Below are 17859 nucleotides of genomic sequence, written 5' to 3'. Positions count from 1 at the left end.
GCAGCGACACGCGAAGATCCCACCCGACACCAGCCGGGACAAACGGGATGAACCGATCACCTCAACCAGCAGCGATCACGCCTGAAGGATCAAGGTCAAAGCCGAGCTCGACTACGGCCGCGGGCCGGAGAAGACCTGGGTATACGGCGGCCTGCGCGTGAGGGACGGACAGCAGGTCACGATGACCGCCACCTCCCGCAACAGCGTCTTCTACCAGCAGTTCTTACAGAAACTCGAGACGTCCAACCCGGCCGGGGACATCTACGTGATCACCGACAACCTGTCCTCGCACAACAGTCTCTCGACCCGGGCCTGGCTCGAGGACCACCCCAGGATCAAACACATCTTCATACCCGTCGGTGCGTGCTGGCTCAACCTCCAGGAAGCCTGGTGGAGGATCCTCCGCAAAGACGCCTCCAAGATCCGTACCGGACATGTACCCGCGAACATGGCCACCCTGCGCAACCTCTCGATCGACATCCTGCGGGATGGTGGCCGCCACAATATCGCCGCCAAACTCCGAGAGGTCTCCTACACGCCGTTCACCCACCCGCTCGACCTACTCGGACTCACCTGATCTGCACCGCAGCATGATCAACACGACAATGAATCAGCCCTGCCCATCGAGTTTGAAGAAGTGGCGACGGTCGATCCAAAGCCCTCGGGATTCGCACAAGCCGCGACGCCGAAAGTGGCGAAATAGGATATCGAAATATGTTCCCAAAGTGGGTAATCGAGAGCATACTTGCGGTAAAAGATCCCGATCGCCAGCCCTTCCTGCTGGTGGGGACACAGAAAGCAGGCATGTCATGAGACATTCACTCCGGACGGTATTCGCCGTCGGCCTACTGGCGTTATCCGCCGCCTTCCTCCCCTCCGGACCTGCGTCCGCTTCCGGCGCACGCGACCTCACCTGTCAGTATGATGGGCAGATTCGCTTCACCCCCGGCCTGACCATCTTCCCGCAGAACGTCGCGATCACCGGTAGTACCACGCTCGGCAACACCGCTCCCTTGCACCTGTCCTGTATCTCGCTGACCGACACCGTCGGATATCATGGCGGACAGGTCACGTTTGCCAACTCCATCGGCAGCCAACTGGGCTGCATCAATGCCGTCGGCCTTTTCGGCAACGCCCACGGCGAACTCAAGTTCCAGTGGGACAACGGCGAAACCTCCACTGTTGCGTGGACCGTCTCGGCCGGCGTCATCGGCCCGCTCGTTATCACAGGGACAGCATCAGGCGGCCAAGTCGCTGGCACCGACGCTGTGATCACACCTGTTCCGACATCTGTCGAGGGCTTGTGCTTGCCCTCCGCACCGCTTACTACGCTCGGCGCGACAGGAACCATCACCTTCATCGGCCTATGAGCTTGGCTCTGAAGCGCCTACGGATCGTCACGCGAGACTGCAAAAGAAACGTCTCTGTCTCACATGGCGGTTTCTAGGGGTCGTCGCAACACGTGGTGGTTTGATCAGGCGACAGGTAGTTTATGCAGGCGCTCGGCTGGGGTTTCCCAGCCGAGCGTTTTGCATGGGCGGCGGTTGAGTTGGTCGGCGACGGCGGTGAGGTGTGCGGGGGTGTGGACGGAGAGGTCTGTGGTCTTGGGGAACTACTGGCGGAGCAGGCTGTTCGCGTTCTCGTTCGAGCCGCGCTGCCAGACGCTGGCCGGGCGAGGGTAGACTCGTGGTGTCGGCCCATCTCGCTGCCCTGGTCCCATGTGAGGGCGTGGGCCAGGGTGGGTGGTCAGAGCGGCGACCGTGACTGTCAGGGCGTCCAGGACGGCTTCGGCGGCGCCGTGGCCGGGCAGGTGCATGACGTAGCGGGTGGAGCGTTCGACCAGGGTGGCGATCGCCGAGTCGCTGTTTTTCCCGATGATGGGTCGGGTAGCGGGGGCACATTGGTGTGCCCCCGCCCCCTCAGAACCGTGTGTGCGGCTTTCGCCGCACACGGCTCAAGCAAGCCCCGAAGGGTCGCGGTCAGGAGAAGGCGCGGGGTTTGTCGGTCGACGGCTCCATTCCGCCGTTGACAGTGGGTGTGGAGGAGACGGATTCGTTGATCGCCCGGCAAGTCCCGGCCTGGGAAGGTGACGCACTGCTTGGAGATCGCCTTCCTGAGGACGGCCCGCCACCCTTCCCATTCCTGCGGGCTTCGCGGCGGGTGATCGGCGTGCAGTAGGAGCCCTCCACAGATCAGACAGCGACCTTGCTGCGCCTGGAGCAGGCGCACGGTCATGCCGTCGACCGGCGAGGGCGGCCCTTTGTAGCGCCGCTCGGCCCAGTAGGTTTCCAGCGCCGCGTCGTCCGGGGATGCCCTGCCCTTGACCAACTGATGCCGGACGATCTTCGGCCAGGAGAACTTGAGCAGGTAGGCACCGCTAGTGACGTGAGTCAGAGATTCGGTGGCAGTAGGCGGCGACTTTGTCGAGGATTTCGTCGGCGGTCTTCGTCCAGATGAAGGGCCTGGGCTGGTCGTTCCAGTCGGCCACCCAGGCCCGGATGTTGCGTTCGAGGGCCTGGACGGAGCGGTGGACTCCGCGCTTGAGTTTCTTCTGTGTGAGCTCGGCGAACCATCGTTCCACCAGGTTCAGCCAGGACGCGCTCGTGGGCGTGAAGTGCAGGTGGAACCGCGGGTGGGCCAGCAGCCACTTCTTGATGTCCGGTGTTTTGTGCGTCGCGTAGTTGTCGAGGATCAGATGGACCTGGAGACCCTCGGGGACCTCTTTGTCGACCTTGGTGAGGAACTTCTTGAACTCGGCGGCCCGGTGGCGACGGTGGAGCGATCCGATGACCTTCCCGGTGGCGACTTCGAGGGCGGCGAAGAGGGTGGTGGTGCCGGCGCGGATGTAGTCGTGGCTGCGGCGTTCGGGAACACCGGGCATCATCGGCAGGACCGGCTGGGACCGGTCCAGGGCCTGGATCTGCGACTTCTCGTCCACGCAGAGGACCAGAGCCTTCTCCGGCGGATCAAGGTAGAGGCCGACGACGTCGCGGACTTTGTCGATGAACAGCGGGTCCGTCGACAGCTTGAAGGTCTGCGACCGGTGCGGGGCCAGAGCGAACGCCCGCCAGATCCTGGACACCGTCGACTGTGACATCCCGGTCGCCGCGGCCATCGACCTCGTCGACCAGTGCGTCGCGTTCTTCGGTGTCTCCTCGAGGGTCTTGACGATCACCCGCTCGACATCCGCGTCGGTGATCTTCCGCGGCACGCCGGGACGTGGTTCGTCGCCGAGCCCGTCCAGGCCGTGCTCGAGGAAGCGCCGCCGCCAGGTGCGGACCGTGTCCGGCGCGATCCCAAGCCGGCGCGACACCTCCATCACCGAATGCCCATCCGCGCACTCCAGCACGATCCGCGACCGCTGAGCCAACGCCTGCGCCGTCGAACGACGACGTAACCACCCCTCCAGCACACCCCGCTGGGCATCACTCACCGACAACGGCGGAATCTTCGGACCCGAACGATTCATACCGAACTAACGACAAACCTCCGACTCAGGCCACTAGGGGCCTTCCGGCTCGGTTCCCACAACGAGCTCGTCTTCTCACCGGTGAAAAGGGCTCGTTGCCCTCCCGCCCGTCTGCGCCCGGAGGGCCGGTGTTTCCCGCTGCCAGGAGCGGCCCGACTGGCAGGCGGACGTGTTGTGCCCATCGAGGTGAGCAAGGCGCGGCACGCAGTATGAGCAGCAGTGCTGGGACGAAGCCTGCTGCCAACAAGGCGGAGCAGAGGAGTAGACCAGCACGCGTCCGCGTCGGATCGGGAGTCCTGACCTGCAGCGCTTTGAAGTCCCGCCAAGCGACCGGCGGCGGATGCCGGTCGGAATGCGGCTCCTGCATCTGGCCGCGGCCCACGCTGTCGGCGGCGCAGTCGCACCGAGGCAGGACTCTGCTGGGCAGGTCTCAACCCGGCATCCGGGATGGAGGTTCCCTCGGTGTGCTCCGGACCGGCCGCCTGCGGCGGGAGCAACAGGGGCCGCCATCCCGTGTTCTTGGCACACAGGCCGGGGCATTTGACACGGTCCGCCTGTCCCGAGCAGCTCGGCGGCGTAGTACCGAAAGCCTTGCCGAGGAATCGTTCCTTCCTCTGTACGGGTGATGTGCTTCCGAGCCTTCTTCCCTGCAGTGCTTCGCCGAAGCTAGCGTGCCCGAACACGGAGACCCGACAGAAGGGGAATGGCTGTGATGAATGCAGAAGCGGACGGGGTGACCAGGCGCCGTGTGACGCAGATGGCCGGTATCGGAATTGCGGCGATGGGTTTGGCAGCTGCGGGCGCACGAGCTGCAGGGGCGAAGGAATCCGTTTCTGCAGACGGAGTGCAGCCTGGAGAAAAGACGGGTGCCCCATCTGCTGCTCGCGCGGTGAATCTGGTGAACCTAGGCGTCACAACCGAGACCCTTACATTCAACCCCAACAACACCGGGTCATGTAAGGTCACTGTCCGAAATTTCGGCCAGAATGCCACTCAGGGGATCGTCAGCCTGAAGGTCATCACCCCCTACTACGTCAACTTCGGGTTCGCCGACACAAATGTCCCGAACCCGAACTGGAGCTTCCTCTACTACGACCCGCGACCGCACGTCCCCTCGATCCTGGAGATCAAGATTCCCCCGGGCCTGGCCGCCGGCGGGGCAGTGGCCGTGGACGTCCCGTTCGTCATGGACCCGGCCGGCCCCATCATCCCTGCATCCGGACGCGCCACGGCCACACCGGCTGTCGGCTCGCCCGATGTCGACACCGACATCGTCAGGAACACCCAGCAGTTCGGCGTGGTCCGGCAGTCATCCCCTCCCACCCCACCTGCCGCCAGGGTCAACCTGCACTTCACCTATTCGAACGTCGCACTGCCCCTGGGAAGGGCGACGGATATGCCGGTCCGCTTCTGGAACCGGGGATCCGCCAGGACGACATCGCCCGCGACGTTCGTCATGTACTCACCCTTCTACACGAATTTCGGCCCGGCAAGGTCGCTTCCCCGGAACATGAGGAAGCTCTACACGAATCCAGACCCGTCGGTGCCAGAAATCCTTGAGGTCACCATTCCGGCCGGAATTCTCCCCAGGACTCTGGGTGGAATTCTCGGTGTGGGGGCCAATATTCCGCTCGTGCCGGTCGCGGGCGGGCCGAAGGGTATCGAAATGGCGAGTGGGATTATCCTGCCCGGTCCATCCGACACGGATTCTGATCTCACGATCAATATTCAGCAGATTGTGTGTCTCCTGGTCTGATTTGTAATCTTGTCCGGCGGCCTGGGTGGGCGGCGCCTGTCCTCTATGGCCGGCGGCGCCACACCGTGATGTGGGGTGTGATGCACTCAAAGCGCCGCTCGTGCACCCACAGGACCGCCGTCTCGCTGCCTTCGTGGACCAGTGTGAAGGCGGGCTGCAACAGCTGCTCCAGCGCGGAGGATGAATCGCTGTCCGGTGTGCCGCCGATCCAGTGGCGGGGCTCGGTGAACTGCTCGTCCCACGACCACGGGGTTGCCAGGAGCAGAAGTCCTGAGGGGCGGGTGTACTCCTGCAACGTGGCCAGCAGCTGTACGGGATCACAGACCCGGCACAGCACGTTGGAGGCCACAACCGCATCGAAGGTGCCCAGCGAAGGCTGGAATGAGGCGGCGTCTGCCACCTCGAAGCGGACACAGTCGGCACGGGCCGTCCGCGGCCGCACGGCTGTCGCCGGCGCTCCCCGCATGCCCTGCAGGGGACGCCGGTAGCTGATCTGCCCCTCACCGGCGATGAGACGGGCCGCATCGATGAACAGCGCGCTGGTGTCCACACCCACGACCTCCTGCGCATGCCTGCTCAGCTCCATGGCCATGCCCCCGACCGCGCATCCCGCATCCAGGACCCGGTCCAACGGCACATGCTCACGTACGGCGATGCCTGCCAGCAGGGCGCTGATGCGCTGGACGAACCCGACGGCCGGGGCGATCGGTGCAGGCCAGCAGTCCTTGTCGGTGTCGTAGTGGAGCATCAGGTACTGGGCGAGCGCAGCCTCGGAGAGGTAGCGCGGCGAAGCGGCCGCCGGCAGGGACGGCTGCACCTTGGATGAGTCGGCCATCTGGCCGGATGCCGGCCGAGAGGTGCCCTGGCTGACAACCAGGCGGATCCCGGTGTGCTGCAGGAAGTGGGGCCTGAAGTGGAATCGGGCCGAGTCGGCTGCCATGGTCCCCGTGCTCACAAACGATCCACCCATAATCATCTGGTGGGCTCCGTCGAAGCACGGCGTGCTGAAGTCGTCGTACAGGGCGTGGGGGCGAAACCCCGGCAGGGGCTGGAAGGTGTCCTCACACCACTGCCATACGTTGCCCGAAAGGCCTTGGAACCCAGCCGGTCCGGCAGGCTCCGCGTCCACTGGGCCCTCCGACCCGTAGGCAAGGCTGATGTTGAGGCCTTGCTCCCGCATCGCATGCCCGCCGCCGAGGGCCGCTGGCGCTGGGCCTGCCGCATCCCTCATCCTGCGGTATTCGGCCTCGGTGGGAAGCCGGTAGCACACCCCGTCCAGGTCGGAGCGCCAGGCGCAAAATGCCTTCGCCTCATGGTAGTTGACACACACCGGCCAGTCCCACTTCATCGCCTCGTGCGAGAAGAGGGTCCGAAGCCTCCACTCGCCAAGGTGCCGGGAATTTTGGGAGGAAACCCAGAACCGGGGCCATCGTGCCTCACGGAACGTACGCCACTTCCACCCCTCCCCGCTCCACCATCGGGGCTGTCGGTAGCCGCCGTCTTGGACGAACTCGAGGAACTGCCCATTGGTGACGACCTGTGAAGACGCTTGGAAGGCGGGCACAACGACACTTCGGTGGCCGAACTCATTGTCCCATCCATAGAAACGTGTATCACGCGGCCTGCCCAGAACGACCGTGCCCTCCGCGACGCTGCGGAGTTCGATACAAGGGGCTTGGGCGGGATCTGCGGCCGAGGAGCGGTAGGGGGCGACCGCCGGCCACGACGGGTGTGCCGAAACGAACCGCAGGGGCAGTTCCCGCACGAGAACTGAACTGGTCTCCAGATGGATCCGATCGTGCTCGATACCCATGAAGACGGCCCACTCCGGGTCGTCGGCAGTGACCGGCTGCCCCGATTCGCCCGCAAAATCGGTTCTCCGGATGACCTCGGACACTCGGCGGTAAACCCGGGAACGGTAGGCGTGAACGTCGAGGACGGCGGGCCAGTCCGCCCGCGGCCGATTCACCTCGTCCCAGGACATCTCATCCACACCGACCTCGAACAGTTCCTCGAACTTGGTGTCGACCGCCCCGTCCAGCAGCCCTGCAAGGCGGAGCTTGTTGGCGTAGAAGGCTGCCGGGTGCCCGTAGTAGAACACCAAAGGATGCCGCAGCCCATGGTCCGGAGCCCGGTAGAACGCCTCGGACCCCTGCAGCCCGGCGAACAGCGCCTCCTGGAGCACCCAGATGTTGTTGAAGTAGCGCATCACCCCTTCACGGGTGACACAGGACAGATCGGCTGGGGCCAGCGAGGCGAGCGGCCCCTGTGGCGCACCTCCGGTGAACCACCAGTCGCCTCGGGTGCCGAGCAGACGCCCATCCTCTGACGCTTCCCTGGGAGACGTTTCCGCAGGCTCCGATGTCCGGCTCATCGTGCATCCTCCGTTGGCTTATTTGAGAAGGACCTCCAGCCTCCTCCGCCGCGCGCGCAGGTTTGCATCCAAACCTGCCCCGGGGAAGCCATGGCATATGACACATCCAGCCCACATGTCCAGCACATCCGGCTGCCTGTGTACTACCCCCGGCAAGCAGCATCCAGTCGATATGTGACAACTGTTACTGCTGGGCCGCAGGCTGCCAGTGAGGGGTCTGTCCAGTGAACGGTGGTTCTGGAGTTGTTAGGGGTTCAGTGGCGGGCGGCTGAGAGTCGGCCGTCGAAGGTGATGTCGAAGGCGTTCAGGGCTGCCTTCCAGCGTTGGGTCCAGCGCTTGCGTCCCTGGCTGGTGGGGTCGAGGCTCATGATCGCCATGTAGACGCACTTGATGGCGGCCTGCTCGTTCGGGAAGTGGCCTCGGGCCCGGACGGCTTTGCGGATCCGTGCGTTCACGGACTCGATCGCGTTCGTCGTGCAGACGATCCGCCGTATCTCGGTGTCGAACTGGAGGAACGGCACGAAGTCGGCCCACGCGTTCTCCCACAACCGCACGATCGCCGGGTACTTCCGGCCCAATTCCTCCTGGAACTCCAGGAACCGTTCCGTCGCGGCGTCCTCGGTCGGCGCGGTGTAGACGGGCTTGAGGGCCTTCGAGATCTTGTCCCAATCCTGCCGGGCCGCGTAACGGAACGACGCCCGCAGAAGGTGAACGACACACGTCTGCGTGATCGCCTGCGGCCAGACAGCTCCGATCGCGTCGGGCAGCCCCTTCAATCCGTCGCAGACGACCATGCAGACGTCTTCCGTGCCGCGATTCCTGATCTCCGTGAGGACCTGGAGCCAGTACTTGGCGCCCTCACCGCCGTCTCCGGCCCACAGGCCCAGGATCTCGCGAGTGCCCTCGACCGTGACCGCCAAGACCACATAGACTGGCCTGTTCGCGACCTCCCCATCCCGCAGCTTCACGTGGACACAGCCGATGAACAAAACCGGATAGACCGAGTCCAGGGGGCGGCTCTGCCATTCATTCATGCCTCGACCACCTTGTCGGTAATCGTCGAGATGGTCGTTTTGGAGACCTCGGCACCGTAGACCTCCGCGAGGTGGGCGGAGATCTGACCATGGGTCAGACCGCGGGCCGAAAGCGAGAGCACCATCTCGTCGACGCCGGTCAGCCGGCGCTGTCGCTTCTTGACGATCTGCGGCTCGAACGAGCCCTCCGGGTCCCGCGGCACGTCGATCTCGACCGGGCCGACCTCGGTCACCACCGCCTTCGACCGGGTCCCGTTACGGGTGTTGCCCGAGCCGGCCTTCTCACGCTTCTCATGCCCGAGGTGATCGGTGATCTCACCCTTGAGAGCGGACTCGAGGAGCCTCTTCGTCAACTGCTGCAACAGACCACCCTGGCCAGTCAGCTTGACCCCGTCGGCCTTCGCCCGGTCCACCAGCTGACCGATTAACTGGTCATCCAGCCCACCCGGCGCCCCAGCGGGCATCACTTCCTCGACGGCCTCAGCCGAGACGATCACGTCTGTCATCAGGTGTCACTTCCAGTTCGAAGATCCACCGTTGACCGTACAGACCCCGGGCGAGGGCGGGCTGCTCCAGCAGCTGACGAAGCGGCTGCTGGAGTCCGCTCTCGAGGGAGAGATGACGGATCATCTTGGCTATGGCCGGGATGATCCCGCGGGTAAGAACGACGGCAACTCGAGGTACGGGAAACGCTCGAAGAGCGTTGTCACCGCCGTCGGTCCGGTGGAGATCCAGGTGCCGCGGGACCGCGAGGGAGCGTTCGAGCCGCAGATCGTCAAGAAGCGCCAGTGCCAGCGCCGGCTGACCGGCGTGGACGAGATGGTCCTGTCGCTGTCCGCGAAAGGTCTTACCCACGGCGAGGTCTCGGCGTATCTGGCTGAGGTCTACGGCGCTGAGGTTTCCAAGCAGACCATCTTCACGATCACCGATTCGGTGATGGAAGGCATGGCCGAATCGCAGGCCCGCCCGCTGGACCGCGTCTAGCCGGTCGTGTTCATCGACTGCATCACCGTGAAGATCCGCGACGGCCAGGTCGCCAACCGCCCTATCTATGCGGCCCTCGCGGTCACTGCCGAGGGCCACCGCGACATCCTCGGGCTGTGGGCCGGTGGCGAAGGCGGCGAGGGTGCCAAGCATTGAGCATGTTCAACTTGGGCTTCAACTGAGTGCTACAGCGTGTGCTGACCTGGGTCGATGTCACAAACGGTCACCCGATCGGTGGTCGAGTTGAACATGCTCATTGGTTGAGGGTCCTGACCGAGTTGAAAAACCGTGGCGTGGAGGACGTCTTGATGCTGGTGACGGGCTGAAGGGCCTGCCCGACGCGGTCGGCGGGGTTTGGTCCAAGACTGTCGTCCAGACCTGCGTCGTTCACTTGCTGAGGGCGTCGTTCCGCTACGCGGGCCGTCAGGACTGGGGCAAGATCGTCAAAGTGCTGAAGCCGGTCTACACGGCTCCGACCGAGGACGCGGCCACCCGCCGGTTCCTCGAGTTCTGCAAGGAATGGGGCCAGAAGTATCCGGCGATCGTCCGGTTGTGGGAGAACGCCTGGGCCGAGTTCGTCCCGTTCCTTCAGTTCGACGCTGAGATCCGGCGGATCGTCTGTACCACGAACGTGATCGAGTCCGTCAACGCCAGGATCCGCCGGGCCGTGAGGGCCCGCGGCCACTTCCCCTCCGAGAACGCGGCCATGAAGTGCGTCTACCTCGCGGTGATGTCCCTGGACCCGACCGGAACCGGCCTCAAACGCTGGCGGAACTCCGTCAATCAGGCACACTCCCGCCCGCGGTGGCCCGTCGAGAGGTCCATCACCGCATCCTCTGCAAGCTCACCTCAGCCCGAACGCACTCACGTCAAACGGTAGAGCCATCCTCATCCCTGAAGACTCACCGCCGAAAACGCTCAGTGTCTCGGCGGGGTGGTCATGACCTGCAGGTCTGCTCTGTGCTGGCGCCTGCACCTTCGGTGGCATGCATACCGTCCCCAAGCGCGCACGGCAAGGACTTTAGTCCTGTTGATCTTGGGGCGAACGGTTCTATTTTGCCGACGCGCGTGTGTGATCTTCTGCTTTGGCGCCTCCGCTTTCTCCGAGTAGTTCTTCGTCACTCCTCTGGAGGTGTGCCAGAATGGCCGAGCTGGTTCAGATTATTGTCTGGAAAATTCGATGCATTCTGCATCGGCCAGTGTAGAGTGAATGTCTGCAATATCCTGGCTCAATCTAACGCCAACTGTTAAGTCTACTGAAAGAGCTCAAATGCGTGCGGCATTCCGACTTGCCATGCTCTGTCCCGCAGTGATCGCAATCATCACTGTTTCCGTACCCGTGGCGAATGCCGAGACTCCGCTGGAACCCCGTCAAACGATCACAGACACTCAGGGAGGGGAATATGTTGGCATCGAACTTCAAGGTCTGCATGTCGAGCAGCTCACCATGTGGCCCGCCGGCCAACCTGTAAAGTTCTGGGCACTTGTACTAGATGATGACGAGATTTCTCGGTCACGCACGGGCGGCGTGTTCTTCGTCTACGCGCCGGCGTCGGGGGACCACGGCCACATACTTGACACCGATATTATCGTAGATAGTGTACCGGACGCGGAAAGGGTCGTCATTGCCGATCCCAGTTTCCTTCGTGCTCACCCGCGCACGGAGATCCGGTACGGCGATCCCTCTAATCCGGAATCTGCCGAAGTCGTGGCTACAGCGACGGTTTGGATTTAAGCAGCTTCCCAGAAGCAACAAATACCCTGCCGGACTACCTCCGGCTCATCTCACTTTTCTCTTCTAGGTAAGGTTTAATTTCGGCAATGACGCGGCAAGTTCTTCGATATCGGGCGGCAGGGTCGATCGCTCTGATTTCCGCTGTAGCTTCTCTCTTGTCCGTTACAAGTAGCGCTGCGTCAGAGGATGCCAAGTCGGCGGATTCTGCTTCCGTAGAAGCGCCACTTGTAGAAAGCGAATCTGAGGCAGGAAAGCGCTTGCGTGCCAGCGGAAGGCTCAGCGCAGCCTCTGCGTGCACAGCAACTGTGATAGCCCCATCAACCGACGTAAATGCTCGCGATAAAGCGTTGATACTGACCGCCGGGCATTGTGTAAATTCAAGCATGGGGACGAATGAAGTTGTCGTAGACAAAGTAGCTCCCACTGGCTGGTCGTTCACACCTTCTTACTTCAAAGACAATAAAGATCTACATTCAAAGAATCGTGTGGAATCGATCGTCTATGCGACGATGAAGGATGCGGATATCGCTGTCCTTCGATTGGAATCCACCTATGCTGATCTCGCGAAGCGAGGGATAGCTCCCAGGGGAATCTCCGGGGAATATCCCAAGGTAGCGGAGAGCGTTGAGGTCGGCCATGCTCCGTCTGATGGTATACCGGCAGATGAGCAGTACATGCGTGTTTCAGAATGCGTTATTCAACGGGATGATATAGCGTTGACCGAGGGTGCCTGGCTGTGGCGGGATGCTGTAGCCGCTGATTGCGCGGGTGTACATGGGGGATCTTCTGGGAGTCCGGTCGGAAAGGCCGGAGGGCCGGTTACCGCAGTACTGAACACGATCGCCACACCCGGCTTCCTTGGGTGTGGGTTGAACCGTCCCTGTGAGGGCAGGCCAAATGGCCTGTGGGTGCCAAGTGACGGCACTTCCTACGCAACCCCTGTTGGCACCTTGGCGGCATGCCTCAGACCCACGGGAGTGGATTTTAGCCGCCCTGGGTGCAATCTCGACCGCGGTGAGCATCTCGACCTGTCCTTCCGTGCGTCAACGATTAAAAGCATGAATGAATCGGGGCCTAATCGCTGGAATGTTACAGCCGGTGCGGGAATGTCGCACTACACCTGGGCTTCTTTCAAAGAAGGTAAGCTCGGAGTGGTGAACTGCAGCAACCCGCATGGTTACTCGCGTCCGACGAAACTTGAAGGTTCCAATATTCGTTTCAATGGGCCCCTCCCCAAGGAGGACGGATTGCATGTTGTCTGCTCTATCGGGGGAAGTGGCCCAGATCTTTCGGACACCTCGTGGAGTGCGTCACTGTCAAACCCGGCATACGCATATGCGAAGGTTGACAACACTCCACCTGTAGCCAGTCCAGTAATCGATGTAATGGAATTCGAGTCGGATCAAGGGCCCGCATTTTCGGTCAGTCCTGGCCTTGCCCTGTGGGAAATAGTCTCCATGGATTATAAGTACGGCCCCAAAGGGACAGTTGACTGCTCTGACCGTAGCGGATATCAGGGATATATCGGATTTCCTGCCGTCATGAATAAGAACGAAGGCTCATTTACTTACTGCGCAATAGGGTCGGACTACGCTGGAAATGAGACGAAACCTGCAGAATTTGCGGTATCCTGAGCAGTGTGGATTTATTCCATAACAATACTGGAAGTAATTGGTGGGCCCGGTTAGGGGTGCAGGCCAGATTGTCCAGTGGCTTGCATTCCGAATAGGGAAGCGGGATGTCATCGTTGGTCGGGGTAGTTGAAAAAATTACCGCCGTGCGCGTCAAGGTTGGTGAAAGGGTACGCCTCGACGTCAACTGCTGACTCTGGTATTCCTGTAAGGTGGCCGAGCGGATTCGCGTCAGCCCCCAGGCTCCTCATACTCTCTGGCGACAATCCGGCAGCGCCGATATCACTCCAGACGTGAACGGGTTGTGATATCGGTGCTGCTGTGTCTCGGTCATCAATCTTGGCAAAATGTAAAGATTTCAAACTCGACCTTTCTGTGCTATGAGCTCGTAACAGGATCTTGATGAGATGCTCTGGTCAGCCGTGACTGGTGTGAGGATTCGGCTGTTCGTGGTGGTGTGAGTACTCGGCTGTGGATCGTGGATGACGACTTGTGGGCACGTATCGAGCCGCTGCTGCCGCCCTGGCCGGCGAGGTCACCGGGGCCTCGACCGGTGGCTGACCGGCTGTGTCTGCAAGGCATCCTGTACGTGCGGTGCAATGACATCGCCTGGCAACTCCTGCCGCCTGAGCTGGGGTTCGGCTCGGGGCAGACCTGCTGGCGCAGACTGGAGCGCTGGCAGCAGGCCGGGGTCTTCGACCAGCTGCACCGGATCCTCCTCGCCGAACTGAACGCGGCCGGACGCCTTGACTGGTCCCGGGCGTGCGTGGATGGCTCCCACATCCGCGCGAAAAAGGGGGCGCCGACACCGGTCCGTCGCCGGTCGACCGGCGGAAGACGGGCAACAAACACCATCTGATCTGCGACGGACGCGGCACTCCGCTCAAGGTCATCACGACCGCGGCGAACGTCAACGACGTCACCCAGACCCTCGACCTGGTCGACGGCATCCCACCCGTCGCCGGCAGACCCGGCCGCCCCCGCAGACGCCCCGACGCCCTGCTCGGCGACAAGGGCTACGACTCGAACCCGAACCGCGATGAGCTGCGCAAACGCCGGATCCTGCCGGTCATCTCCCGCAGGGGAGCCCCGAACATCAAGGGCATGGGCAAGCTCCGCTACGTCGTCGAGCAGACCTTCGCCCTGCTCCACCAGTTCAAACGACTCGCCGTCCGCTGGGAACACCGCACCGAACTCCACGACGCCTTCGTCTCCCTCGCCTGCAGCCTCATCTGCTGGCGACGACTCAACAAGCCCGACTCATGATCCTGTTACGAGCTCTATGTGGGGATTGCAGGGAAGGTGTGGCGTCAGCTCTGGGCGTTCACGACCTTGGGCAATTCCTCCACGACCTACTCGGGTGAGGTGGATTCTTGATCCAGTTAACCTTCGTGGCACTTTTAAACATGTCCGTGAAGACGACTTGTGGGCACTGACCGAGCCGTTGCTACCGTCCTGGTCGACGAGGTTCCTGGCGCCGCAGGCCGCCTCTAGGCCGTGTTTTAGAACTGGGGTCCGTGTCTCGCCTCACGCCGTGATGATCTCGGTGTGGGGCGAGGGGATCTTTCAGATGACCGGTGGGCGGTGCTGGGGCCGTTGTTGCCGGTCGCGGGGCTGGGCAGGCCCGCGGCGTGCCGGCGGCGGTTGATCGACGGGATCCGCTGGCGGGTGCGGACCGGCGCCCCGTGGCGTGATCTGCCCACGGAGTACGGTCCGTGGCAGACGGTCTATGGGCTGTTCCGGTGCTGGCAGCGTAATGGCGTCTGGTCGTCGGTGCTGACCGGGTTACAGGCCCGGGCGGATGCCGTCGGGCTGATCACCTGGGACGTGAACGTCGACTCCACGATCTGCCGGGCCCATCAACACGCGGCCGGCGCCCGTAGGGACGGTCAAGCCCAGAAGGAGCCGCCGGGCGGCCACCGGTCCGAACCTGATGATCACAGTCTGGGCCGGTCCCGCGGGGGTTGGACCACGAAGATTCACCTAGCCTGTGAGCAAGGCCAGCGGCCGCTATCACTGCTGGTCACAGCCGGTCAGCGGGGAGAGGATCCGCAGTTCACGGCGGTGCTGGAGACTATCCGGGTCCCTCGTCTCCGCCTGGGCGGCCCCGGGGCCGCCCGTTGCGGGTGCGAGCCGACAAGGCCTACTCATCGCGCGCGAACCGTGCCTATCTCCGGCGGCGCGGCATCCGTTGCACCATTCCGGAACCGTCCGATCAGGCCGGTCACCGTAAGGGCCGGGGGACGTCGGGCGGGCGGCCTCCGGCCTTCGACCGTGAGGACTACAAGGCCCGGCACGCGGTCGAGTGCGGCATCAACCGGCTGAAGCGGAACCGGGCGGTGGCCACCCGGTTCGACAAGCTCGCGGTCCGCTTCGAGGCCACCGTCATCATCGCCGCGATCAACGAATGGCTGTGACCTGCCGGACGTGTCGGTCCCGCATGTCATTCTGGCCGCGATCAGGTCAGCGGGTTGAGGGGAGACAGGGCCGATGGGGGCTGCGTACTACCGGGCCGAGAGCGAGAATGGCGACCACATCGACGACCCGTCCGAGGACGCCCTGTTCATGCTGATCGACGACCTCAACGACTCGGACAACACCTTCGTCGTCATCCAGCCCGACGAGGACGACCCGGCCTGGTTCGCCTCCGTCGCCGTCCTGGACGAAGGTGGCTACGAGGTCGTCCGCAGCGACAACACCCGCCGCGAACACGACGTCGTCAGCGAGACCAGCACCGACGGGATCGCCCGCGACCTCACCATCTGGATGGCCGCCCGCGACTTCCCCGGACGACCCACCCAGCACAACAACGACTTCTAAAACAAGCACTAGGCAGTGTCTTCAAAGAGGCTTTAGCCAGAGGAACAGGGACGCGATAGTGACGGCCGCCTGGTAGGACTCGCGGGTTTTGTCATAGCGAGTAGCGATCGCGCGGAACTGTTTCAGACGGTTGAAGCAGCGTTCGACGACGTTGCGCTTCCTGTAGAGCAGCTTGTCGAAGGCGCAGGGTCTGCCTCCGGCACGGCCTTGGCGGATTCGGTTGGCGCGCTGGTCGCGGCGTTCGGGTATGGTGTGGCCGATGCCGCGTTTACGCAGGTAGGCGCGTATCTTGCGGGAGTTGTAGCCCTTGTCGCCCAAGACGTGGTCGGGGCGGGTCCGAGGCCGGCCGGGCCCGGACCGGCGGACCTTGATGGCGTCCATAACCTGCTCGAAGTGGGTGCAGTCGGCGGCGTTGCCGCCGGTGAGGACGAAGCCGAGCGGCCGACCGCGGCCGTCACAGGCCAGGTGGATCTTCGTGGTCAGTCCGCCTCTGGATCGTCCGAGGGCGTGATCACATACTTCGTCCCTCTGCCCTGCCCCTTTTTGCGGGCACCGGCGGCATGCTGATGGGCCCGCGCGACCGTGGAGTCGACCGACACCAGCCAGTCGATATCACCGGCCGAATCTTTCTCCGCCTGGACCGCGGCCAGCATCCGCGTGAACGCCCCGTCCACCGCCCACCTGCGGAAACGCGTGTACAGAGTCTGCCAAGGTCCGTACCGTGACGGCACATCACGCCATGCCGTACCCGTCCGGAGCTTCCACACGATCCCGTTCAGCACCCGCCGGTCATCCAGCCGCGGCCGCCCCGACGACGACCGCGGCAACAGCACGGACAACGCTTCCCACTCCAGATCCGACAGCTCATGACGACGCACCATGCGACACATGATCCCCCATCAGAACCCTTTGAAGACACGCCTAGTGCTGCGTTCCTTAAAGGCGGTAGATGTAGCGGCGTCGTCGGCGTCGGGTGGGCGGTGCGGGTTTGCCCCAGATCCAGGGTCGTGCCGTCGGCGGAGGGCCATAGCGGAAGTGCAGCCGTCCGGGTTGGGATCTGGCCGGTCGCTGCCGCGAGGCGGGACGGGTTTACGGCGAGGCTAGGGGCGTCGAGCGATAGCTGCGAACATGGTCACTGAGCAATGTAGGGTGCCTTCCGTAGTTGCTCTGACGAGTTCGTTTATCAGTTCGTCGATTTCCGTAGTCGTGGCCAGGCCTAGTTCGACGGCACGTTCGGCATGCTTGCGCAGGCTGTCCCAGCGGACATCGCGATGGGTTCGCATGGTTGCTTGTGAACTCATATCGACCACCTCGAGTCCCGCTCTTGTGAGTTGGCCTGGGAGTTTGCGACCCGAGTAGGGATTGGCCATGTATTTGGCGGCGCTCCGGGCCAGTGCTGTGACGGTGTCAGGGTCTCCGGGAGAAATGACCAAGGTTGCCCAGTCGGTGTCTATCAGCACGGCCCGGCCGCCAGGAGATAGCACACGACTGATCTCTTTGACGGCGTGGTCGGGTTCGTCTAAGTGTTGCAGGACGCGTTCACACCACACTACATCGACGCTCGCCGGGCGGAAGGGCAGGGCTAGAGCGTCGCCTTTGGTGAACTCGGCCTTGCTGCCGGTTTCATTTGCCCGTTGGACAGCGATCCGCCGTAGCCCGTCGTTGAGTTCCACGCCAATGGTACGGCCGGTTGGCCCAGCGCAGGAAGCCAGCCGTCGGGTGTAAGACCCGTTGCCGGATCCTACATCGACGACTGTTTCGCCGTGCCGGATTCGCAATTCATGGAGTGCCCACGCGCGTAGGCGCTTGATGCCCGTGGAGGTGGCGATTTCGTTAAGAGCCCGGTCCAGCTGGTCCGCTGCGGTCGCAAGGCCCGTACCCCGAAGATAGAAAGGTGACGATGACATATGTGTAGCCTATGGAGTGCGGTGACTTCTGGGATGTGGACACTCTGTCCCTTCCTATGACGGGCCATTGATGTAGTGCCTGGGCTGGTCTTGTGACCTGGGTGTGTGCAGGTTGGTTGGCTGGTGTGGGGCGTGGGAGTGCCTGGCCG

12 protein-coding genes and 4 pseudogenes are annotated in these 17859 nt (G+C 63.1%); 10 read left to right on the top strand and 6 right to left on the bottom strand.

What is annotated here, in order from left to right; translation table 11 throughout:
- Positions 1 to 88: 88 nt before the first annotated feature.
- Positions 89 to 577, top strand: coding sequence for a transposase (locus ACIQWR_RS40865; protein ID WP_404021079.1), 489 nt, complete (start codon positions 89 to 91; stop codon positions 575 to 577).
- Between the two features lie 232 nt (positions 578 to 809).
- Positions 810 to 1370 carry a hypothetical protein gene (locus ACIQWR_RS40860; protein WP_404021073.1) on the top strand — a complete coding sequence of 187 codons (561 nt, stop codon included), beginning with the start codon at positions 810 to 812 and terminating at the stop codon, positions 1368 to 1370.
- A 104-nt stretch (positions 1371 to 1474) separates the two neighbouring features.
- On the opposite strand, the pseudogene ACIQWR_RS40855 reads toward ACIQWR_RS40860, so the two are convergent.
- Both ACIQWR_RS40855 and ACIQWR_RS40850 read right to left on the bottom strand, forming a co-directional pair.
- Positions 1475 to 1879 (bottom strand): annotated as a pseudogene (locus ACIQWR_RS40855) (IS30 family transposase); the annotation flags it as partial.
- A 498-nt stretch (positions 1880 to 2377) separates the two neighbouring features.
- On the bottom strand, positions 2378 to 3469 hold the full coding sequence (locus ACIQWR_RS40850) for an IS630 family transposase (RefSeq protein ID WP_404021070.1): 1092 nt from the start codon (positions 3467 to 3469) through the stop codon (positions 2378 to 2380).
- A gap of 712 nt (positions 3470 to 4181) precedes the next feature.
- On the opposite strand from ACIQWR_RS40850, the gene ACIQWR_RS40845 reads away from it, so the two are divergent.
- Positions 4182 to 5225 carry a hypothetical protein gene (locus ACIQWR_RS40845; RefSeq protein ID WP_404021067.1) on the top strand — a complete coding sequence of 348 codons (1044 nt, stop codon included), beginning with the start codon at positions 4182 to 4184 and terminating at the stop codon, positions 5223 to 5225.
- Between the two features lie 43 nt (positions 5226 to 5268).
- Here the strand turns inward: ACIQWR_RS40845 and ovoA are convergent, their stop codons facing one another.
- Together ovoA and ACIQWR_RS40835 are read right to left on the bottom strand one after the other, a co-directional pair.
- Positions 5269 to 7599, bottom strand: a complete 2331-nt coding sequence (gene ovoA / locus ACIQWR_RS40840; protein WP_404021065.1) for a 5-histidylcysteine sulfoxide synthase — start codon at positions 7597 to 7599, stop codon at positions 5269 to 5271.
- Positions 7600 to 7853: 254 nt separating this feature from the next.
- Positions 7854 to 9097: pseudogene (locus ACIQWR_RS40835) on the bottom strand (IS256 family transposase).
- A gap of 91 nt (positions 9098 to 9188) precedes the next feature.
- On the opposite strand from ACIQWR_RS40835, the pseudogene ACIQWR_RS40830 reads away from it, so the two are divergent.
- The 7 genes and pseudogenes from ACIQWR_RS40830 to ACIQWR_RS40800 form a co-directional block, all read left to right on the top strand.
- Positions 9189 to 9772: pseudogene (locus tag ACIQWR_RS40830) on the top strand (transposase); the annotation flags it as partial.
- 99 nt (positions 9773 to 9871) lie between these two features.
- A pseudogene (locus ACIQWR_RS40825) lies at positions 9872 to 10386 on the top strand (transposase); the annotation flags it as partial.
- Positions 10387 to 10887: 501 nt separating this feature from the next.
- A complete protein-coding gene (locus ACIQWR_RS40820) occupies positions 10888 to 11352 on the top strand; it encodes a hypothetical protein (RefSeq protein WP_404021063.1) in 465 nt (154 codons plus the stop codon).
- An 86-nt stretch (positions 11353 to 11438) separates the two neighbouring features.
- Complete coding sequence (locus ACIQWR_RS40815) at positions 11439 to 12986, top strand: trypsin-like peptidase domain-containing protein (protein WP_404021061.1); 1548 nt, start codon at positions 11439 to 11441, stop codon at positions 12984 to 12986.
- A 466-nt stretch (positions 12987 to 13452) separates the two neighbouring features.
- A protein-coding gene (locus tag ACIQWR_RS40810; protein ID WP_404021076.1) for an IS5 family transposase occupies positions 13453 to 14249 on the top strand; the annotation gives its coding sequence in 2 pieces (ribosomal slippage) (positions 13453 to 13774 and positions 13774 to 14249; 798 coding nt in all).
- A 282-nt stretch (positions 14250 to 14531) separates the two neighbouring features.
- A protein-coding gene (locus tag ACIQWR_RS40805) for an IS5 family transposase (RefSeq protein ID WP_404021058.1) occupies positions 14532 to 15400 on the top strand; the annotation gives its coding sequence in 2 pieces (ribosomal slippage) (positions 14532 to 15075 and positions 15075 to 15400; 870 coding nt in all).
- 73 nt (positions 15401 to 15473) lie between these two features.
- A complete protein-coding gene (locus ACIQWR_RS40800; protein ID WP_404021055.1) occupies positions 15474 to 15803 on the top strand; it encodes a hypothetical protein in 330 nt (109 codons plus the stop codon).
- Between the two features lie 21 nt (positions 15804 to 15824).
- On the opposite strand, the gene ACIQWR_RS40795 is transcribed toward ACIQWR_RS40800, so the two are convergent.
- A protein-coding gene (locus ACIQWR_RS40795) for an IS5 family transposase (RefSeq protein ID WP_404021053.1) occupies positions 15825 to 16684 on the bottom strand; the annotation gives its coding sequence in 2 pieces (ribosomal slippage) (positions 15825 to 16336 and positions 16336 to 16684; 861 coding nt in all).
- Between the two features lie 219 nt (positions 16685 to 16903).
- Positions 16904 to 17710, bottom strand: a complete 807-nt coding sequence (locus ACIQWR_RS40790) for a methyltransferase domain-containing protein (protein WP_404021050.1) — start codon at positions 17708 to 17710, stop codon at positions 16904 to 16906.
- Between the last annotated feature and the right edge of the window lie 149 nt (positions 17711 to 17859).

Source organism: Streptomyces sp. NPDC098789 (assembly GCF_044759975.1).
Lineage (GTDB): Bacteria > Actinomycetota > Actinomycetes > Streptomycetales > Streptomycetaceae > Streptomyces.
Note: the sequence above shows the minus strand (reverse complement) of the source record. Positions and strands in the feature narration are given on the sequence as shown.

Excerpts from the sequence above, each read along its gene's own strand:
- ACIQWR_RS40860 (WP_404021073.1), top strand. The coding sequence starts at position 810 with ATGAGACATTCACTCCGGACGGTATTCGCCGTCGGCCTACTGGCGTTA.
- ACIQWR_RS40790 (WP_404021050.1), bottom strand. The coding sequence starts at position 17,710 with ATGTCATCGTCACCTTTCTATCTTCGGGGTACGGGCCTTGCGACCGCA.
- ACIQWR_RS40850 (WP_404021070.1), bottom strand. The coding sequence starts at position 3,469 with ATGAATCGTTCGGGTCCGAAGATTCCGCCGTTGTCGGTGAGTGATGCC.
- ACIQWR_RS40845 (WP_404021067.1), top strand. The coding sequence starts at position 4,182 with ATGAATGCAGAAGCGGACGGGGTGACCAGGCGCCGTGTGACGCAGATG.
- ACIQWR_RS40820 (WP_404021063.1), top strand. The coding sequence starts at position 10,888 with ATGCGTGCGGCATTCCGACTTGCCATGCTCTGTCCCGCAGTGATCGCA.
- ACIQWR_RS40800 (WP_404021055.1), top strand. The coding sequence starts at position 15,474 with ATGGGGGCTGCGTACTACCGGGCCGAGAGCGAGAATGGCGACCACATC.
- ovoA (WP_404021065.1), bottom strand. The coding sequence starts at position 7,599 with ATGAGCCGGACATCGGAGCCTGCGGAAACGTCTCCCAGGGAAGCGTCA.
- ACIQWR_RS40815 (WP_404021061.1), top strand. The coding sequence starts at position 11,439 with ATGACGCGGCAAGTTCTTCGATATCGGGCGGCAGGGTCGATCGCTCTG.